At 68.4% G+C, this 18,317-nt stretch carries 14 protein-coding genes; 7 read left to right on the top strand and 7 right to left on the bottom strand.

The genetic code is table 11. From position 1 onward, the window contains the following. Positions 1-8: 8 nt before the first annotated feature. A complete protein-coding gene (locus ACFM35_RS05975; protein ID WP_378839636.1) occupies positions 9-2,477 on the bottom strand; it encodes a DNA gyrase/topoisomerase IV subunit A in 2,469 nt (822 codons plus the stop codon). Positions 2,478-2,561: 84 nt separating this feature from the next. Here ACFM35_RS05975 and ACFM35_RS05970 point away from each other — a divergent pair, with 84 nt between their 5' ends. After that, positions 2,562-3,692 (top strand): alkaline phosphatase family protein, encoded by a 1,131-nt coding sequence (locus tag ACFM35_RS05970; RefSeq protein WP_378839634.1) that lies wholly within the window; start codon positions 2,562-2,564, stop codon positions 3,690-3,692. A gap of 21 nt (positions 3,693-3,713) precedes the next feature. Here ACFM35_RS05970 and sepH read toward each other — a convergent pair whose 3' ends face one another. Continuing rightward, positions 3,714-4,766, bottom strand: coding sequence for a septation protein SepH (sepH, locus tag ACFM35_RS05965; protein ID WP_378839632.1), 1,053 nt, complete (start codon positions 4,764-4,766; stop codon positions 3,714-3,716). 229 nt (positions 4,767-4,995) lie between these two features. Between sepH and ACFM35_RS05960 the strand changes: the two genes are divergently transcribed. After that, positions 4,996-5,286 (top strand): DUF4193 domain-containing protein, encoded by a 291-nt coding sequence (locus ACFM35_RS05960; protein WP_378839629.1) that lies wholly within the window; start codon positions 4,996-4,998, stop codon positions 5,284-5,286. A 12-nt stretch (positions 5,287-5,298) separates the two neighbouring features. On the opposite strand, the gene ACFM35_RS05955 is transcribed toward ACFM35_RS05960, so the two are convergent. Next, entirely contained in the window at positions 5,299-5,763 is a 465-nt protein-coding gene (locus tag ACFM35_RS05955) for a DUF3093 domain-containing protein (protein WP_378839627.1), read from the bottom strand. 39 nt (positions 5,764-5,802) lie between these two features. On the opposite strand from ACFM35_RS05955, the gene dut reads away from it, so the two are divergent. The 5 genes from dut to dxs all read left to right on the top strand — a co-directional run bounded on the left by dut (position 5,803) and on the right by dxs (position 12,975). Further along, positions 5,803-6,258, top strand: coding sequence for a dUTP diphosphatase (gene dut, locus ACFM35_RS05950; protein ID WP_378839624.1), 456 nt, complete (start codon positions 5,803-5,805; stop codon positions 6,256-6,258). Then, on the top strand, positions 6,255-6,875 hold the full coding sequence (locus ACFM35_RS05945) for a DUF3710 domain-containing protein (RefSeq protein WP_378839622.1): 621 nt from the start codon (positions 6,255-6,257) through the stop codon (positions 6,873-6,875). The genes dut and ACFM35_RS05945 overlap by 4 nt, the downstream gene beginning before the upstream one ends. A gap of 56 nt (positions 6,876-6,931) precedes the next feature. Next, positions 6,932-7,681, top strand: a complete 750-nt coding sequence (locus ACFM35_RS05940) for a DUF3159 domain-containing protein (RefSeq protein WP_378839620.1) — start codon at positions 6,932-6,934, stop codon at positions 7,679-7,681. A 135-nt stretch (positions 7,682-7,816) separates the two neighbouring features. Beyond that, positions 7,817-10,651, top strand: coding sequence for an aconitate hydratase (locus ACFM35_RS05935; RefSeq protein ID WP_378839617.1), 2,835 nt, complete (start codon positions 7,817-7,819; stop codon positions 10,649-10,651). Positions 10,652-11,001: 350 nt separating this feature from the next. After that, a complete protein-coding gene (gene dxs, locus ACFM35_RS05930) occupies positions 11,002-12,975 on the top strand; it encodes a 1-deoxy-D-xylulose-5-phosphate synthase (protein WP_378839614.1) in 1,974 nt (657 codons plus the stop codon). A gap of 95 nt (positions 12,976-13,070) precedes the next feature. On the opposite strand, the gene ACFM35_RS05925 is transcribed toward dxs, so the two are convergent. The 4 genes from ACFM35_RS05925 to ACFM35_RS05910 form a co-directional block, all read right to left on the bottom strand. Then, positions 13,071-15,233 (bottom strand): 3-hydroxyacyl-CoA dehydrogenase NAD-binding domain-containing protein, encoded by a 2,163-nt coding sequence (locus tag ACFM35_RS05925; RefSeq protein WP_378839611.1) that lies wholly within the window; start codon positions 15,231-15,233, stop codon positions 13,071-13,073. Between the two features lie 9 nt (positions 15,234-15,242). Then, complete coding sequence (locus tag ACFM35_RS05920; RefSeq protein ID WP_378839609.1) at positions 15,243-16,451, bottom strand: thiolase family protein; 1,209 nt, start codon at positions 16,449-16,451, stop codon at positions 15,243-15,245. A gap of 73 nt (positions 16,452-16,524) precedes the next feature. After that, positions 16,525-17,724: a ribonuclease D gene (locus ACFM35_RS05915; protein ID WP_378839606.1), complete on the bottom strand. Its 1,200-nt coding sequence runs from the start codon at positions 17,722-17,724 to the stop codon at positions 16,525-16,527. Beyond that, positions 17,717-18,307: a DUF3000 domain-containing protein gene (locus tag ACFM35_RS05910; protein WP_378839604.1), complete on the bottom strand. Its 591-nt coding sequence runs from the start codon at positions 18,305-18,307 to the stop codon at positions 17,717-17,719. The genes ACFM35_RS05915 and ACFM35_RS05910 overlap by 8 nt, the downstream gene beginning before the upstream one ends. Between the last annotated feature and the right edge of the window lie 10 nt (positions 18,308-18,317).

The raw sequence follows: 18,317 nt of genomic DNA, 5'->3' as shown, positions 1-18,317 counted from the left end.
TCGGCGGATCAGCCGACCGCGGAGCCGATCGCTCCGACCACACCGTCGAGCGGCTGACCCGAGGCGTCGCGCTTCGCGCCCGCGTCCGGCAGCGCACGGACCGACCCGTCCGCACCGACGGCACGCGCGGGGGAGGGTCCCACCCAGGCCAGGGTGATGGTGTCCTCGCCTCGCAGGAAGCGCTGCGCTCGAACACCGCCGGTGGCGCGTCCCTTCGGCGGGAACTCGTCCCACGCCGAGACCTTGCCTGTGCCGGGGTCGGCGCCGGTCAATGCCTGCGTGGTCCCGGCGATGGTGATCACGACCGGGTCGGCGGCATCTTTCGCGACGGCCCCGAAGAACACGACGCTCTCGCCCGGGCTCACGCGGACGCCCGCCATTCCACCCGCGGCACGGCCCTGCGGGCGCACGGCGTCGGCGTCGAACCGGAGGAGCTGCGCATCCGTGGTGATGAAGACGAGCTCGACGTCGTCCGGGGCGGCGGCCGCGCCCACGACCCGATCGCCCGGTTTGAGAGAAATGATCTCGACGTCGTGCTTGGCTGCGAGCTCCGAAGCCGAGACGCGTTTCACGACGCCCTGCGCCGTTCCGAGGGCGATGGGTGGGTCGTCCGTCAGGGGCACGAGAGCCACGAGATGCTCGTCCTTGCCCAGACCGAGATACTGCTCGGCGCGGGTTCCCGCACTGAGCTGCACGGAGTTACCGGGCACCGAGGGCAGGTCGACCGGCGTGAAACGCACGAGCCGCCCGGTGCTGGTCACCGCCCCGATGTCTCCGCGGGTGGTCGTATCGACCGATGAACGCACGGCGTCGTGCTTGGAGCGTCGCGCGGGCGGCACGATTCCGCCGTGGGGCACGTCAGCCGTCATCTCGGCGCGGACCATCCGACCGGTGGCCGAGAGGAACACCCGGCAGGGGGCATCCGCGATCTGCAGGTCGGCCGGCGCCGCGGACCGCGACGATCGAGCGGTCACCGGACCGCCGTTGAGCAGGAGCGTCCGCCGCGGTGTGCCGTAGGTCTCCGCCGCCGCTTCCAGCTCCTTCGCCACCAGCGCGCGGAGCAGCGTGTCGCTGGCGAGCAGCGTCTCGAGTTCGGCGATCTCTGCCTTCAACGCGTCGCGCTCGGCCTCGAGCTCGATCCGGGAGAACCGGGTCAGGCGGCGCAGGCGCAGCTCGAGGATGTACTCGGCCTGCCGTTCGGACAGGTCGAACACGTCCATCAGCCGGGTGCGGGCCTGCTCGCTGTCATCGGACCCGCGGATGACCTGGATGACCTCGTCGATATCGAGGATCGCGATGAGCAGACCTTCGACGAGGTGCAATCGCTCCCGTCTGCGGGCGAGGCGGTAGCGGCTGCGTCGGGTGATGACCTGGAGACGGTGTTCGAGGTAGACGCGCAGCAGCTCGCGGAGGCCGAGGGTCTGCGGCTGGCCGTTCACCAGGGCGACGTTGTTGATGCTGAAGGAATCTTCGAGCGGAGTCAGGCGATACAGCTGCTCGAGGACCGCGGTCGGCTCGAAACCCGTCTTGATGCCGATCACGAGACGCAGTCCGTGGTGACGGTCGGTGAGGTCCGTGACATCGGCGATACCGGTGAGCTTCTTCGCTCCCACGGCGTCCTTGATCTTCTCGATGATCCGCTCCGGGCCGACGAGATACGGCAGCTCTGTCACGACGATACCCATCCGCCGTGGTCCGATCGATTCGATCGACACCTTCGCCCTCGTCCGGAAGCTGCCGCGCCCGCTGGTGTAGGCGTCCTTGATGCCGTCGAGTCCGACGATGATGCCGCCGGACGGAAGATCGGGTCCGGGCACGAACTCCATCAGCTCCTCGACCGTCGCCGAAGGATGGTGCAGCAGGTGGACCGCTGCGCTCACGACCTCGACGAGGTTGTGCGGCGCCATGTTCGTGGCCATGCCGACCGCGATCCCCGTGGCGCCGTTGACGAGCAGATTGGGGAAGGCGGCGGGAAGCACTTCGGGCTGCTGGAACTGCCCGTCGTAGTTCGGGATGAAGTCGACGACGTCCTCGTCGAGGTCCTGTGTGAGCGCGAGCGCCGCCGGTGCGAGGCGCGCCTCGGTGTAGCGCGAGGCGGCGGGGCCGTCGTCCAGCGACCCGAAGTTGCCGTGACCGTCCACCAGTGCGACACGCAGTGAGAACGGTTGTGCGAGGCGCACCAGCGCGTCGTAGATGGCCGTGTCGCCGTGCGGGTGGAGCTTGCCCATCACCTCGCCGACGACGCGCGCGCTCTTGACGTGTCCTCGGTCGGGCCGCAGGCCCATCTCGGACATCTGGTAGAGGATGCGGCGCTGGACGGGCTTCAGCCCATCGCGCGCGTCGGGCAGCGCCCGCGAATAGATGACCGAGTACGCGTACTCGAGGAACGAGCCCTGCATCTCGGCCGAGACGTCGACGTCCTCGATGCGTTCGGGGGCGCGCTCCGATGCGGGCGGCGGCGGGGGAGATGCGGGCATGCTGCTTCCGGCGGTGGGGGACTCGGACGCGCCCTGTCCGAGCGCCGACGGATCGCTCCCACCCCATGTGGGAGACTGACCCTGATGACCCCCAGCCTACCCGCGGAGCCTCCCCGCGCCCGGAGCCTCACCGAGGTGCTCCCGCAGCTGCTGGCGTCCTTGAGTGCCTCCTCCGAGTGGTTCGCGCCCGCCGACAGCGCCGTCGTGTTCGTCGTCGACGGGCTGGGTGCGCGCAACCTCGCAGGCCGCGCCGGGCACGCGCGTTTCCTCGCGCCGCTGTCGACCAAGAAGGACGTCGCCCGCACCGTCTTCCCCTCCACGACAGCCGCGGCTCTGACGAGCCTCCTGACCGGCGAGTGGCCGGGGGAGCACGGCATCGTCGGCTACCGCGCGCGGGTGCCCGGCACGGACGACGTGCCCAACCAGCTGAAGGGGTGGGAGACCGACGGCCTGTCGCCCACGACCTGGCAGCGCTGCACCCCGATCATGGAACGCGAGGCCGCGCGGGGTCGGCCATGTTTCGTCGTGTCGAGAGCCGAGTACCTCGGATCGGGCTTCACCGAGGCGACGCTGCGAGGAGCCACGTTCCGCGTGGCAGACGACCTGATCGAGCGCGTCGAGCTGGCGGCCGACGCGGCGGCGCAGCATCCCGGCGCGCTGGTGTATCTGTACGCGCCGGAGCTGGACAGCGCGGGTCACCGCTACGGCTGGGAGTCGGACGAGTGGGGCACCACGCTCGAACTCGTCGACCGCGCGGCCCTCGCACTGCAGGCGTCACTGCCCCGCGGCGTCGGTGCGGTGCTCACGGCCGATCACGGCATGGTCGATGTGCCGCGACACCGCCAGGTGCTGCTGTCGGAGGGAGACGCGCTGCTCGAGGGGGTGCGGCTGATCGGTGGAGAACCGCGGATGCTCCACCTCTATGCGGAGGCGGGAGAGGCGTCCCGCGTCCAGGACCGGTGGACCGCGGCCGAGTCCGGTCGTTCGTGGGTGTTCTCCCGCGACGAGGCGATCGCGCGGGGCTTGTTCGGGCGGCACGTCGCAGAGCCGGTGCTCGGTCGGATCGGAGATGTGATGGTCGCCGCGCGCGCTCAGGTGGCCTACTACGACGATCGACTGCTCGACAAGGGCCCGCAGAGGATGGTCGGTCAGCACGGCTCGCTGACCGATGAGGAGCGCTCCGTGCCGATGCTGCGGCTGGGCGCCTACGCCTGAGTCGGCGTCGCGCTGCGCCGCTCAGTTCTCGTCGGTGCGAGCGCCGAACACGATCTCGTCCCACGACGGCATCGACGATCGACCCTTGCGTCGAGCACCGGAGTCGTTCGCGGCGATGGCGGCTTCCACTTCGGCTTTCGCCTTGTCTCGTTCCGCAGCAGCGGGCTTTTCGTCGTAGCCGGGCTCGAGGGCGTCGAACAGCGCCATCGGCTTCGGTTGGGAGCGGGCAGGCGGCGGGACGTCCAGACCGGGCAACGGCTCCCGCTGGCCGCGACGTCGACGGAGAGCCTCGAGCAGGTCGGCCGTCTCCGCGGAAGCGACCGGCGCGTCGGGCGCACGCTTGATGGCGGCATGCTGCACGGCGGGGGCGGCGGGAGCGGGCACCTCCGGTGCGGTGAGGTCGGCTTCCGGATCTGGCAGTCGACGGGGTCCGAAGGCGCCGCTGTCGAAGCGGGTGTCGTCCTTCGCGGGCGTGACCTCCAGTGCCCTCAACCGCGGGATGAGACCGTCAGGCAATGACCCCTGACGCGACAACTGGACAGCGTCCGCGTTCAGCGGCGACAGGATCGTGCGTCTCGGGTCGAACCCCCAGCGAGCGTCGTGGTCGACGCCGCCTGCGGAGAACTCCAGCTTGACGATCCATCCCGACGTCTCTTTCCAACTGGTCCATCGTTCGCCCGTGCCGCCGGCTTCGGCGAGTTTCGCTCGCACGGCGGCGCCGAACGTCGGCAGAGCGTCGGGCTCGAGCTCAGCTCCCAGCAGGACCGGGACGGCGAGGGCCTGGCCGACGACGTGCTCGCGCTCCGCAAGGACCGGGCCTTCGAAGCGGATGACGTCTTCGACGCGGGTGTCGAGAAGGGCCGCCACTTCCTCAGTGGACAGGCCGGCGCGGACGTGGGCCTGGATCTCGCGTGGACTCGCGCGCTTCGTCGGCGCATCGGTCTCGCGTTCACGGCGTGCCCGGCGGATCTCGCCGCGCAGCACGTCGTCGATGGCGAGCGAGAATCGCTCGCCCGATTCGGTCGCCAGGACGAATCTGTCGTCCTCGGTTCCGATGACTTTGAGCTGTTCCATGCGAACGCCTCTCCGATCCGGCGGTGTGTCGACCATGCTGTCACAGCGCGTCCCCGGGCCCGGGAATATCGCGGGCGCGCCGCGAGTTTCACGGGGCGACCGACACCACCGCCTCCGGAACTCCGCCGGATCGAGATGATCGCATTTGCGAAAAGCTGTTCGGTCGTGCAAACTGTGCCCGCCCGGAAGGGTGAAGCACCGATATCTGGGAAAGAAGAGACGCTTACGCATGGCCACGGATTACGACGCCCCCCGCAAAACTGAGGACGACAGCGAGTCGATCGAGGCCCTCAAGGAGCGGGTTCCCGACAAACTCTCAGGGTCGGTCGACGTCGAGGACGCCGACAACCCCTCGGGTTTCGAACTGCCCGGCGCCGACCTGTCGGATCTCGAGCTCGACGTCGTCGTGCTCCCCGCTCAGGAAGACGAATTCACCTGTTCGAACTGCTTCCTCGTGAAGCATCGTTCACAGCTCGACCACGACAGTGCAAGCGGGCCCATCTGCAAGGAATGCGCCTGACAGAAGAGCCGATCAGGCTCTGGACGCGGCGGCCTCCGTGGAACGGACGGCCGCCGCCAGTCTGTCGGGGGTCCTCGAGGAGATGACCCACGACGGACACGGGTCGTCGGGATCGGTCACTTCGATGACGGCGATCCCGTCGATCCCGCCGCGGATGACATGCCACGATCTCGGGTGCAGACCGACACCGCGGGCTGCGCGTGCCTCATCGCCGCGGAACACTTCGGTGCCGCCGAGGTGGCGCACCTCGATGTGCGCCCGCCCGGCGTACAGCCATCCGTTACGGATCTCGACGACCGGGGAGCCGGCGATCATCAACGCGATAATGGCTGCCCCCACGACGGCGCCCACCGCGAGCGCGAGGGTGGGGTTGAGCTGCACGAACACGAGCGCCGCCATCGGCGCGCTCAGCGCCGCAGCGACCATCGCCCAGAGCGACGGCCCCAATCGTTCCCGGTAGACGGGAGCTGACTTCACTCGGATACTCCGCACTGTCTTCTGCATTACCCTCGTTGCGTGGCTGAAACCGTGGACGTCCTCATTATCGCGCCTGAGGTCCCGGCCTACGCGCATCCGGGCGATGCCGGCGCCGATCTCGTCGCCCGCGAGGCTGTCCGCCTCGAGCCGGGGGAGCGCGCCCTCGTGGCCACCGGAGTGCGTATCGCCCTCCCCGCGGACCACGCGGCCTTCGTGGTGCCGCGCAGCGGACTGGCCGCCAAGTACGGCATCACGATCGTCAATTCCCCCGGCACCATCGACGCGGGGTACCGGGGCGAGATCAAGGTCGCGCTCCTGAACACCGATCGCGTGAACGCCTACGAGATCGCGCCGGGAGATCGTATCGCCCAGCTGATCGTGATGCCGGTCGCACAGGCACGATTCATCCCGGTCGACGAGCTCCCGGACAGCACGCGAGGCGCCGGCGGCTTCGGCTCCACCGGATATCAGACCCAGCAAGGAAGTCAGTCATGACCGATTCGACCCCCACAGACAGCGCCGATGTGACGGCTGATGCCGGCACGACCCGCGCGGCCACCTTGGATCGCGCCACCGACGGACCGTTCGACGAGTCCGAAGCGAACCCGGTGCGTCCGTACATCGACCTCGGCGGCATCAAGATCCTTCCGCGCGAAGGCCTCAACCTGCGCCTCGAAGTCGAAGAGCAGACGAAGCGCATCGTGGCCGTCGGCCTGGACTACGCAGACTCCACCCTGCAGGTCCAGCCCTTCGCCGCACCGCGGACGACGGGGTTGTGGGCTGAGACCCGCGACCAGATCCGGGAGCAGATCCGATCGCAGGGCGGCCGTGTCGAGGAGCGCGAGGGCCCGCTGGGGTCGGAGCTGCTCGCCGAAGTGCCGGTGGCGGCGGCCGACGGCATGGCGGGCAAAAGACTGGCGCGGTTCGTCGGCGTCGACGGACCCCGGTGGTTCCTGCGGGGCGTCATCGGCGGTGCCGGGACGAGCGACGTCGACGCCGCAGCGAAGATCGAAGACCTCTTCCGGTCGATCGTGGTCGTACGCGGAGGCACGCCCATGCCCCCCCGTGACCTCATCCCGCTGCGCATGCCCGCAACGCCGGGTACCGCGTGACCGGCGCAGCGCCCACCGACGGTCCGGCCGAATCACGGCGATCGAGTCGGGCGCCGGTGGATGGTGCGAGCGGCACCGACGATGCGGCGGCGGAGGACCAACCCACGGCGTCGGCACTTCTCGGCGCGGCTCTGGGGAACGCCGCCCGTCGGGCAGGCATGGATCCGGCCACGGCCGAAGGCAAGAGCACCGGCCATGTCGTGTGGAGCGCGATGGGCGGCTGGCGGGGGGTCATCGAGTCGGTGGTGCCCGGCCTGGTCTTCATCGTCGTGTACACGCTGACCATCGATCCGGCGACGCAGGACGGCAACCTCTGGCTCTCGCTGGGTCTGTCGGTCGGTGTGGCCGCCCTGTTCACCGTGGCTCGCCTGATCGCACGCCAGCCGGTCAATGCCGCGCTGGGAGGCCTCATCGCTGCGGGTGTCGCCGCCGCGTTCGCGGCGTTCACCGGCGAAGCCAGCAACAACTTCATCCCCGGGTTCATCACGAACACCGTGTACGGCGCGGCCTTCCTGGTGTCGGCGGTGACCGGCTGGTCGCTGATCGGTCTGGCGGCGGGCTTCCTCATGGGGGAGGGGGTCGCCTGGCGGCGCGACAAGCGCAAGCGCCGGGTGTTCTTCTGGCTCGCGATCGCGTGGGCGGCGCTCTTCGCGGCGCGCCTGATCGTGCAGCTTCCGCTGTATTTCGCCGACGACGTCGCGGCGCTCGGGACGCTCAAGCTGGTCATGGGGCTGCCGTTGTTCGCACCGCTGATAGCGGTCACCTGGCTCGCCGTGCGGGCGCTCTACCCCGCCACCGCCAAGTGATACATTTATCTTGATATCAAGATAAATATCCCTTCTGCGACTTAGGCAGGCCTCACTAGCTCTGGCGTCGCACGCGGGGAAAGATGGGCGTACCGGCCCTTGCGGCCAGGCCCGCCGGCGACGAAGGAGACACGCGTGTCCACGGTTGACAGCTTCGGTGCCAAGAGCACCCTGACGGTCGGCAGCACCGACTACGAGATCTTCCGCATCGACACCGTTCCCGGTCACGAGAAGCTCCCGTTCAGCCTCAAGGTGTTGCTCGAGAACCTGTTGCGCACCGAAGACGGTGCCAACGTCACGAAGGCGCAGATCGAGGCGCTCGGCAACTGGGATGCCGCGGCCGAGCCCGACACCGAGATTCAGTTCACTCCCGCCCGCGTCGTGATGCAGGACTTCACCGGTGTGCCCTGCATCGTCGATCTCGCCACGATGCGAGAGGCCGTCGCGGAGCTGGGCGGCGACGCGAACAAGATCAACCCGCTCTCGCCCGCGGAGATGGTCATCGACCACTCCGTCATCGCCGACCTGTTCGGCAGCGAGAACGCCCTCGAGCGCAACGTCGAGATCGAGTACGAGCGCAACGGCGAGCGGTACCAGTTCCTGCGCTGGGGTCAGACGGCGTTCGACGACTTCAAGGTCGTTCCGCCGGGAACCGGCATCGTGCACCAGGTGAACATCGAGCACTTGGCGAAGGTCATCTACGACCGGTCTGTCGACGGCGTCCTGCGCGCCTACCCCGACACCTGCGTGGGCACCGACTCCCACACCACCATGGTCAACGGCCTCGGCGTGCTGGGCTGGGGCGTCGGCGGTATCGAGGCCGAGGCCGCCATGCTCGGCCAGCCCGTCTCGATGCTCATCCCGCGCGTCGTCGGGTTCCGACTGACCGGCGAGATTCCTGCGGGCGTGACCGCCACCGACGTGGTGCTCACGATCACCGAGATGCTGCGGAAGCACGGTGTCGTCGGCAAGTTCGTGGAGTTCTACGGAGAGGGCGTGGCATCGGTCCCGCTCGCCAACCGCGCCACGATCGGCAACATGAGCCCCGAGTTCGGGTCGACGGCCGCGATGTTCCCCATCGACGACGTGACGCTCGACTACCTGCGCCTGACGGGGCGCAGCGACGAGTCGGTCGCCCTGGTGGGGGAGTACGCGAAGCTGCAGAAGCTCTGGCACGACCCGTCCATCGAGCCCGTCTTCAGCGAGTACATCGAGCTCGACCTCGCGACGGTCGTCCCGTCGATCGCGGGCCCCAAGCGCCCGCAGGACCGCATCCTGCTGTCCGAGGCGAAGAACCAGTTCGAGAAGGACATCCTCGCCTACGCATCGGTGGAGTCGTCCGAATCGATCGTCGATCTCGAATCCGACCAGTCGTTCCCCGCGTCCGACCCCGGACCGGTTCCCGGCGAGGAGCACTCTCACACCGGAGAGATCCTCATCTCGAGCGGCGGTCCGGCAGCGGCCTCCAAGCCGGTCAAGGTCACGGCCCCCGACGGGTCGAGCTATGTGCTCGACAACGGCGCGGTCACGCTCGCGGCCATCACGTCGTGCACGAACACCTCGAACCCGTCCGTCATGCTCGCGGCGGGTCTGCTGGCGCGCAATGCTCTGAACAAGGGGCTCAAGCAGAAGCCGTGGGTGAAGACCACGCTCGGCCCCGGCTCGAAGGTCGTCACCGACTACTACGAGAAGTCCGGTCTGGACAAGGCGCTCGAGGGGCTCGGCTTCTACACCGTCGGCTACGGCTGCACGATCTGCATCGGCAACTCCGGGCCGCTCATCGAGGAAGTCTCAGCGGCAGTCAACGACCACGATCTCGCCGTCACGGCTGTGCTGTCGGGCAACCGCAACTTCGAAGGCCGCATCAGCCCCGACGTGAAGATGAACTATCTCGCGTCGCCGCCGCTCGTGGTCGCCTACGCCCTCGCCGGATCGATGCACTTCGACTTCGAGACCGATGCTCTGGGCAAGGACGAGGACGGCAACGACGTGTTCCTCAAGGACATCTGGCCGTCGCCCGAAGAGGTGCAGGCGACGATCGACACGTCGATCTCCCGCGAGCAGTTCATCAAGCAGTACGCCACCGTGTTCGAGGGCGACGATCGCTGGAAGAACCTCCCGACGCCGGACGATTCGATCTTCCAGTGGGACGAGGAGTCGACCTACGTCCGCAAGGCGCCGTACTTCGACGGTATGACGATGGAACTCACCCCGGTGAGCGACATCTCGGGCGCCCGTGTCCTCGCGACACTGCTGGACTCGGTCACCACCGACCACATCAGTCCGGCCGGCAACATCAAGGCGGGGACGCCTGCCGCGCAGTACTTGACGGATCACGGCGTCACACAGAAGGACTTCAACTCCTACGGCTCGCGCCGCGGCAACCACGAGGTGATGATCCGCGGGACGTTCGCGAACATCCGCCTGAAGAATCAGCTGCTGCGCGAGGTCAACGGCGGAACCGAGGTCGAGGGCGGGTACACGCGCGACTTCACGCAGGAGGGCGGCCCGAAGTCCTTCATCTACGACGCGTCGCAGAACTACCAGGACGAGGGAACGCCTCTGGTCATCTTCGGCGGCAAGGAATACGGTTCGGGCTCCTCGCGTGACTGGGCAGCCAAGGGCACGAGCCTGCTGGGGGTGAAGGCGGTGATCACCGAGAGCTTCGAGCGCATCCACCGCTCGAACCTGATCGGCATGGGCGTCGTGCCCCTGCAGTTCCCCGCCGGCGAGAGCTGGGCATCGTTGGGACTGGACGGCACCGAGATCGTCTCGATCACGGGCATCGCCGAGCTCAACGAGGGAGTGACACCCAAGACGGTCCGTGTCACCGCCGCGCCGAGCGAGTTCTCGCCGGAAGGCAAGCAGACCATCGAGTTCGATGCGATCGTCCGCATCGACACACCCGGCGAAGCGGACTACTACCGCAACGGCGGCATCCTGCCCTACGTCCTGCGATCGCTCGTCTGACTCCCGACGCCCCGAGATCACGTCGGCTCGACACTCACTTGTGAGTGTTCGGCGCACGCCGCCTCCCCCTCGGGGGAGGCGGCGTGTCGCGTGCGGCGGCCGATGCCCCTGCCGCTGCCGCGACGTCTGTGCCGATGCGGCGACCGTGACGTCGGTGCCGATGCGGATGCCGGTGCCCGCGAACAGTCGCGACGCGCCGCGAGGCGCCCGGCGCGACCGGGTCGATACAGCGTGTCGTGACCGGTCGCGGATCTTCGGATCGAGCGGGAGCGGATGCCGGACCCTGCGCGGCTGCGACGTCGACGGAACCCGCCGGGTAGACTCGGTAGACGTTCCAGAAGGGGGATCGCATGGTGCGATTGGACTCGGTGACGGGGCCCCGTGACCTCGACGGGCTGAGTGTCGAAGAGCTCGAGGACCTCGCCGCGCAGATCCGCACGTTCCTCGTCGAGAACGTGTCGCAGACCGGCGGACACCTGGGCCCGAACCTCGGCGTGGTCGAGCTGACGATTGCCATGCACGCGGTGTTCGACTCTCCGCAGGACCCTTTCATCTTCGACACCGGCCACCAGTCGTATGTGCACAAGCTCCTGACGGGCCGCCAGGACTTCTCCGCGCTCCGTTCTCGCGGTGGACTGGCGGGCTACCCGCAGCGGTCCGAGAGCCCGCACGACGTCGTGGAGTCCTCCCACGCCTCGAGTTCGCTGAGCTGGGCGGACGGGGTGTCCCGGGCGCTGACCCGCACCGGCCGCAAGGACCGGCACGTGGTCGCCGTGGTGGGTGACGGTGCGCTGACCGGCGGGATGACGTGGGAGGCGCTCAACAACATCTCCGACGACAACGACCGCAACCTCGTCATCATCGTCAATGACAACGGGCGGTCCTACGCCCCGACCATCGGCGGCATGGCCCGATACCTCAACCGCATCCGCACCGGCGAGGCGTACCGCAACCTTCAGACCGGTTCGGACAGCCTGTTCCAGAAGCTCGGGCCCGCAGCCCGTGCCGTGTACCGCGGTGTGCGGGGCGGCACACGGGGCTTCCTGTCCCGCTTCACGAACAACGCCGACCTGTACTCGAACCTCGACATCAAATATCTCGGTCCCATCGACGGTCACGATCTCGGGAGCGTCATCGAGACCCTCGAGCTGGCGAAGTCGTACGGTGCTCCGGTGATCGTGCACGCCATCACCGACAAGGGTCGCGGGTACCAACCTGCGCGCGATGACGAGGCCGACCAGTTCCACGCCGTCGGACGTATCGACCCGCTGACGGGTCTGGCCCTGGGCTCGAATGGCGACGTCGCCTGGACCGAGGTCTTCGCCGAGGAGCTGCGCGCCATCGGCGAGGAGCGCGAGGACATCATCGCCATCACCGCGGCGATGCTCCGTCCCGTCGGCCTGCTGCCGTTCGCACAGCGATTCCCCGACCGCGTCTACGACGTCGGCATCGCGGAGCAGCACGCGGTGACCTCCGCCGCCGGCATGGCGTACGGCGGTCTGCACCCCGTGGTCGCCCTGTACGCCACCTTCATGAACCGCGCGTTCGACCAGGTCCTGATGGACGTCGCGCTGCACCGTGCGGGGGTGACGTTCGTGCTCGACCGTGCCGGGGTCACCGGCCCGGACGGCCCCAGCCACCACGGCATCTGGGATCTCGCGATGCTCCAGCTGGTGCCGCACATCCGCATAGCCGTTCCACGCGACGCCGAGCGTCTGCGCGAAGAGCTGCGCGAGGCTGTCGCCGTCGACGACGCCCCGACCGTGCTGCGCTTCCCGAAGGGCGGTGTGGGCTCGCCGCTCCCCGCACTGGAGCGGCTGGCGGACGGCGTGGACGTGCTCGTGCGCAGCGATGCGCAGGACGTCCTCATCGTCGGAATCGGTCCGATGGCCCACCTCGCGGTCGAGGTCGCCGACCGGTTGCGCGCTCAGGGCATCGGGTCGACGGTCATCGACCCGCGCTGGGTCGTCCCGGTGCAGCCTTCGGTCGTCGATCTGGCGGCGACGCACCGTCTGGTGATCACGATCGAAGACGGAATCCGCGTCGGCGGCATCGGCACGCGGGTTCGCCAGGTGCTGCGCGAGGCCGGCGTCGACACGGCGGTGGACGAGCTGGGCGTCCCCGATGAGTTCATCCCGCATGCCTCCCGCGATCAGATCCTCGAAGACGCGGGGCTGACCTCGGCGAAGATCGCACAGGACGTGGTCTCGCAGGTGCTCGGCACCCGCATCCCGGTCGCCCGCCCCACGACCGACACCGGGGCACTGTGGCTGACGGATGCTGCGACCGAGGCCGACTCCGACGCGGAGCAGCGCGGCCGGTAGCCCACCGCTCACCGACAGGGCCGGTCACGGCACGAGCCCCACGAACAGAACGGGGACGGATGCTGCGGCATCCGTCCCCGTTCTCGGGCGTGAGATCAGCGCGAGGCGATTCCGCGGATCGGCGGGGTGTGGAACGTGCCGTCGAACACGCGCGCCGACGCGCCTTCGCGATCGAGGTACGGCGACGCGCCGCCGTCGATGAACGGCCAGCCGGCGCCGAGGATGAGGCACAGATCGATGTCTTCGACCTCGGGCACCACGCCCTCGTCGAGCATGAGCTTCATCTCCTCGGCGAGTCCGTCCTGCACGCGGCGAAGGATCTCGGCCTCGGACGAGGGCGAGGACCCGACAGCACCCTTGAGCACCTTCTCGGCCGGCTTCGACCAGCCGGTGACCTTCCCGCTCTTGTCCTTCTCGAGCACCGTCGGCAGCTCGGCGAGCTGGTGGAAGTTCTCGGATGCGTAGAAGCGATCGGGGAAGGCGTGTGCCATCGTGTCCTGCACGTGCGCAGCGACCTTCCAGCCCACGAGATCGATCAGCTGGAACGGCGACATCGGCAGCCCGAGCGGAGCGAATGCCTTCTCGACGACGAGGAGGGGAGTGCCCTCGTACATCGCACGCGCCGCTTCCCCCATGACCTTGGCGAGCAGCCGATTCACGACGAAGCCGGGCGCATCCGCGGTGAGCACCGCATTTTTGCCGAGGTTCTTCGCGACCACGAACGCGGTGGACAGGGCGGCCTCGTTCGTCTGGGGCGTCTTCACGATCTCGATGAGCGGCATGACCGCGACGGGGTTGAAGAAGTGGAAGCCCACCAGGCGCTCGGGATGCGCGAGCGTCGCGCCGATCTCCTCGACCGAGAGCGACGAGGTGTTCGTGGCGAGGATCGCGTCTTCGGCGACGACCTTCTCGATCTCGCTGAAGACCTGCTGCTTGACGCCCACCTCCTCGAACACCGCTTCGATCACGAAGTCGCAGTCGGCGTACTCACTCTTGTCGGTGGTTCCGTGGATGAGCCCACGCAGCTTGTTGGCCTGGTCGCCGTCGAGGCGCCCCTTGCGCTCCAGTGCAGCGATCTCGTCGTGGATGTAGGCCACCCCTTTGTCGACCCGCGCCTGATCCAGGTCGGTGATCAGCACCGGAACCTGCAGGCGACGGACAAAGAGCACGGCGAATTGGCTCGCCATGAGTCCCGCACCGATGATGCCGACCTTCGTCACCCGCTTCGCGAGGGCCTTGTCGGGTGCGCCGACGGGGCGTTTCGCGCGCTTCTGCACGAGATCGAACGCATACATCGACGCGGCGAACTGGTCGCCGGTGACGAGGGAAGCGAGAGCATCGTCCTCGCGGGCGAAGCCCTCCGCCTTGGTACCGCTCTTGGCCTTGTCGAGCAGCTCGAGCGCGGCGTACGGCGACGCCGGTACGGTGCCGATGCGACTCTCCAGCATTCCGCGCGCCATCTTGATGGCGATCGGCCACTTCGTGAGGCGCTCGAGCTTGCCGGGCGTGTTCTTGCGTTCGACCTTCACCGACCCGTCGAGGACGCCGTCTGCCCAGCGGAGCGACCGCTCCAGGTAGGTCGAGGAGGGGAAGATCGCATCGAAGATTCCGTAGTCGAACGCCTGTTGCGGCTTGAGCATGCGGTTCTGCTTCAACGGATTGGAGATCACGACCTCGAGCGCGTTCTCGATGCCGATGAGGTTCGGAAGGAGATAGGCACCGCCCCAGCCGGGGATGATGCCGAGGAAGACCTCGGGGAGAGCGATCGCGGCTGCCGAGGCATCCACAGTTCGGTAGGTCGAGTTGAGCGCGATCTCCAACCCGCCGCCGAGCGCCAGACCGTTCACGAAAGCGAACGAGGGCACGCCCAGTTCGCTCAGCTTTCCGAGCACCTGGTGCCCGCGCTGGGCGATGAGCCGCGCGATGTCGGTCGACGGCACCTTGGAGATATCGGACAGGTCTGCTCCGGCGGCCAGGATGTACTGCTTGCCGGTGATGCCCACGGCGTGGATCTCGCCCGCTACCGCTCGGGCGGCGAGTGCATCGAGCGTGTCACCGAGCTCTGCCAGCGTCGCGGGTCCGAGGGTGTTGGGGCGGGTGTGATCCCGCCCGTTGTCGAGGGTGATCAGGGCGAGCACCTTGCCCGACGTCAGTCGGACGTCACGCACGGGCGAGTGCGTGACGACCTCACCATCGGTCAGGGCGTCGAGGGGGGAGAAGTCCACGTGCGCATACTGCGCGGCGATCGAATCGGTCATGGCCGGCGCCTACTTCTTCTTCTTGCCGTCGAAGTGGGGGTTCTCCCAGATGACGGAACCGCCCTGGCCGAGCCCCACGCACATCGCGGTGAGTCCGTAGCGCACGTCGGGTCGTTCCTGGAACTGCGCGGCGAGTTGGATCATGAGGCGGACGCCGGTGGCTGCGAGAGGATGCCCGATGGCGATGGCGCCACCCCACTGGTTGACGCGGGGATCGTCGTCTGCGATGTCGAAGTGATCGAGCAGCGAGATGACCTGGACGGCGAATGCCTCGTTCAGCTCGAACAGTCCGATGTCCCCGATCGACAGTCCGGCCTTGCGGAGCGCCTTCTCGGTCGACGGGATCGGTCCGATCCCCATGATCTCGGGCTCGACACCGGCGAAGGCGAAGGAGACGAGCCTCATCTTGGGCCGCAATCCGAGTTCCTTGACCGCGGATGCCCCGGCGAGCAGGCTGATCGTGGCGCCGTCGGTGAGGGGGGACGCGGTGCCCGCCGTCACCCGGCCGTGCGGACGGAACGGCGTCTTGAGGCCGGCGAGCCCCTCCATGGTGGTTTCGGGGCGGCGGCCCTCGTCCTCGGTGGCCAGACCCCACGCGCCGTCTGGCCCCTTGATCGCCACCGACACGAGGTCGGGCTGGAACTTGCCGGCGTCGTAGGCGGCCTGCGCCTTCTGCTGGCTGCGCATCCCGAACCTGTCGGCGCGTTCCTTGGTGAGGCCGGGGAAGCGGTCGTGGATGCGCTCGGCCGTCACCCCCATGTTGAGGGCGTCGGCGCTCACGAGCTTCTCGCTCACGAAGCGCGGGTTCGGGTCGACGTTGCTGCCGTCGAGGGGGTGCCGACCCATGTGCTCGACGCCACCGGCGAGTGCGACGTCGTACATGCCGATGCCGATCGCGCCCGCCATGGTGGTGACACTCGTCATCGCCCCGGCGCACATGCGGTCGATCGCGAATCCGGGCACGGTCTGAGGGAGACCGGCGAGGATACCGACCGAGCGGCCCAGCGTCAGACCCTGGTCTCCGGTCTGGGTCGTCGCGGCGAGCGCGAAGTCGTCGATGCGATCAGCCGGGACCTGCGGGTTGCGCTCCATCAGGCCGATCGTGGCCTTGACGGCCAGGTCGTCGGATCGGGTGTTCCAGTACTGGCCTTTTTCGCCGGCGCGCCCGAACGGGGTGCGCGTGCCATCGACGAAGAAGACGTCCGAGATCTCGGCCACTTTGCCTCCAAAAATAGGGAATGGAACAAGCCTAAAGAGGGGCAGTCGGTGCCTGACATCGGTTGGCCTGAACCTACGAATCGTCCTCGGGGACGTCGGAAGCCGCCTGCACGGAATCTACAAAGGCTTGGGCGATCAACTGTGAGGTTTCCTCAATCTGCCATGCCCTGGCTCCGAGTGCGGAGAGCGCGTGCCCGATCGCCTCGGCGGTCAGATCGGCGGGTGGCGACCACGCGACCCGTCGCAGCACGTCGGGCGTGAGGAGGTTCTCCGTCGGCATGCCGAGTTCCTCCGCTCGCGCCTCCACGACCGGGCGCGCGGTCTTCAGGCGGGCGTCGGCGGGCGGGTTGCGGTCGACCCACGCACGGGGAGGGGGCAGCGTGTCACCGCCGGAACCGCGTTCCGGCGGCAGATCGGTGCTGGCTCGTCCGGCTTCGATCGCCGCCCACCACCGGTCCAATTGCGACCTGCTGGCACGACCGTTGAATTCTTTGACCCGGGTCAAGTCGAGTTTGGTCTGCGGGTCGGCCTGCACCGCGGCGATCAGGGCACGATCGGGTACCAGTCGTCCGGGCGAGACGTCCTCCGCCTCGGCGAACTCCTCCCTGGCCGTCCATAGCGCGCGGGCCACCGCGAGGGCGCGCCGCCCGCGCACGGTGTGCAATCCGCTCAAACGACGCCAGGGCTCCTCGCGAGCCGGCCGCGGCAGGCGGGTGCGCACCGCTTCGAACTCTTCCGCCGCGAGCTCTGTCTTCCCCTGTTCGGCGAGCTCAGCGACCAGGGCGTCCCGCACATCCACCAGGTGAAGGACGTCGAGGGCGGCGTACTCGAGCCACGGCTGGGGAAGTGGTCGCGTCGACCAGTCCGCGGCCGAGTGGGCCTTGGCGAGTGTGATGCCGAGGGTGTCCTCCACGACGGCGCCGAGACCGACCCGAGCATGTCCCAGGAGTCGGGCGCCGAGTTCGGTGTCGAAGATCGACGGGGCCAGCAGCCCCAACTCGGTGAGCGACGGGATGTCCTGACTGGCGGCGTGCAGCACCCACTCCTGATCGCCGATCGCCGCCTGCAGTGCGGACATGTCTCCGATCGCCGGGGGGTCGAACAGGAAGACGCCGGCATCACGACGGAACACCTGCACGAGGTACGCCCGCTGGGAGTATCGGAAGCCGGAGGCACGCTCCACGTCCACCGCGACCGGCCCGGTGCCGGCGGCGAGCTGTGCGGCCGCGGCATCCAGCCCGGCCGCGTCGGAGATGACGACGAAATCAGGCACGTGCAGACCTTCGCGTTCCGAGCACCGAGATGCCCTCCGATCCCGGCGGGAGACCGCCGAGCATGCAGACCAATTCTCCCCATGCGTCCAAGTGGGCGACCATATCGCCCGACGGGGTCCACGACGCCCGCAGCTCGATCTGCGCACCGTCACCCTCGTCCGCGAGGCTCCCGTACCCACGGGACAACGTCTTGGTGGCCGTCCCCGACGCGGAGTGGTAGGCGGCGCCCCGGGAGTCCAGTGCGTCCACGAGCCATGACCACGCGACGTCGGCGAGCATGGGATCGACGCCGATCTCCGGCTCCAGCGGAGCCTGCGCGAAGCAGACGATGCGCCACGCGCCGTCCCACGCCGAGGGTTCGTCCTGGTCGTGCAGCAGGATGAAGCGTCCCGAGCCGTAGGGCGAGTCGATACCCTCCTCCTCGGGACGGATGTCGGCGGCGAACGCCAGGGCGTCGGGGGCGACGCCCGTCGGAGCGGGGATCTCGCGGACCACGAGGTCTTCACGGAACAACACACCTCTCAACGCCTCGGCCACACGGGCGAACGAGGGAGGAGGCGTCGGTCGACGCTGCTCTGCCACGTCGACAGAC

The organism is Microbacterium songi (assembly GCF_042747925.1).
In the GTDB taxonomy this organism is placed as follows: Bacteria; Actinomycetota; Actinomycetes; order Actinomycetales; family Microbacteriaceae; genus Microbacterium.
The sequence above is the reverse complement of the archived record's forward strand: the minus strand, read 5'-3'. Positions and strand labels throughout refer to the sequence as shown.

Coding starts and splice junctions, on each gene's coding strand:
- sepH (WP_378839632.1), bottom strand. CDS start 4,766: ATGGAACAGCTCAAAGTCATCGGAACCGAGGACGACAGATTCGTCCTG.
- ACFM35_RS05945 (WP_378839622.1), top strand. CDS start 6,255: ATGACCGATTCGACCCCCACAGACAGCGCCGATGTGACGGCTGATGCC.
- ACFM35_RS05975 (WP_378839636.1), bottom strand. CDS start 2,477: ATGCCCGCATCTCCCCCGCCGCCGCCCGCATCGGAGCGCGCCCCCGAA.
- ACFM35_RS05970 (WP_378839634.1), top strand. CDS start 2,562: ATGACCCCCAGCCTACCCGCGGAGCCTCCCCGCGCCCGGAGCCTCACC.
- ACFM35_RS05960 (WP_378839629.1), top strand. CDS start 4,996: ATGGCCACGGATTACGACGCCCCCCGCAAAACTGAGGACGACAGCGAG.
- ACFM35_RS05925 (WP_378839611.1), bottom strand. CDS start 15,233: ATGACCGATTCGATCGCCGCGCAGTATGCGCACGTGGACTTCTCCCCC.
- dxs (WP_378839614.1), top strand. CDS start 11,002: ATGGTGCGATTGGACTCGGTGACGGGGCCCCGTGACCTCGACGGGCTG.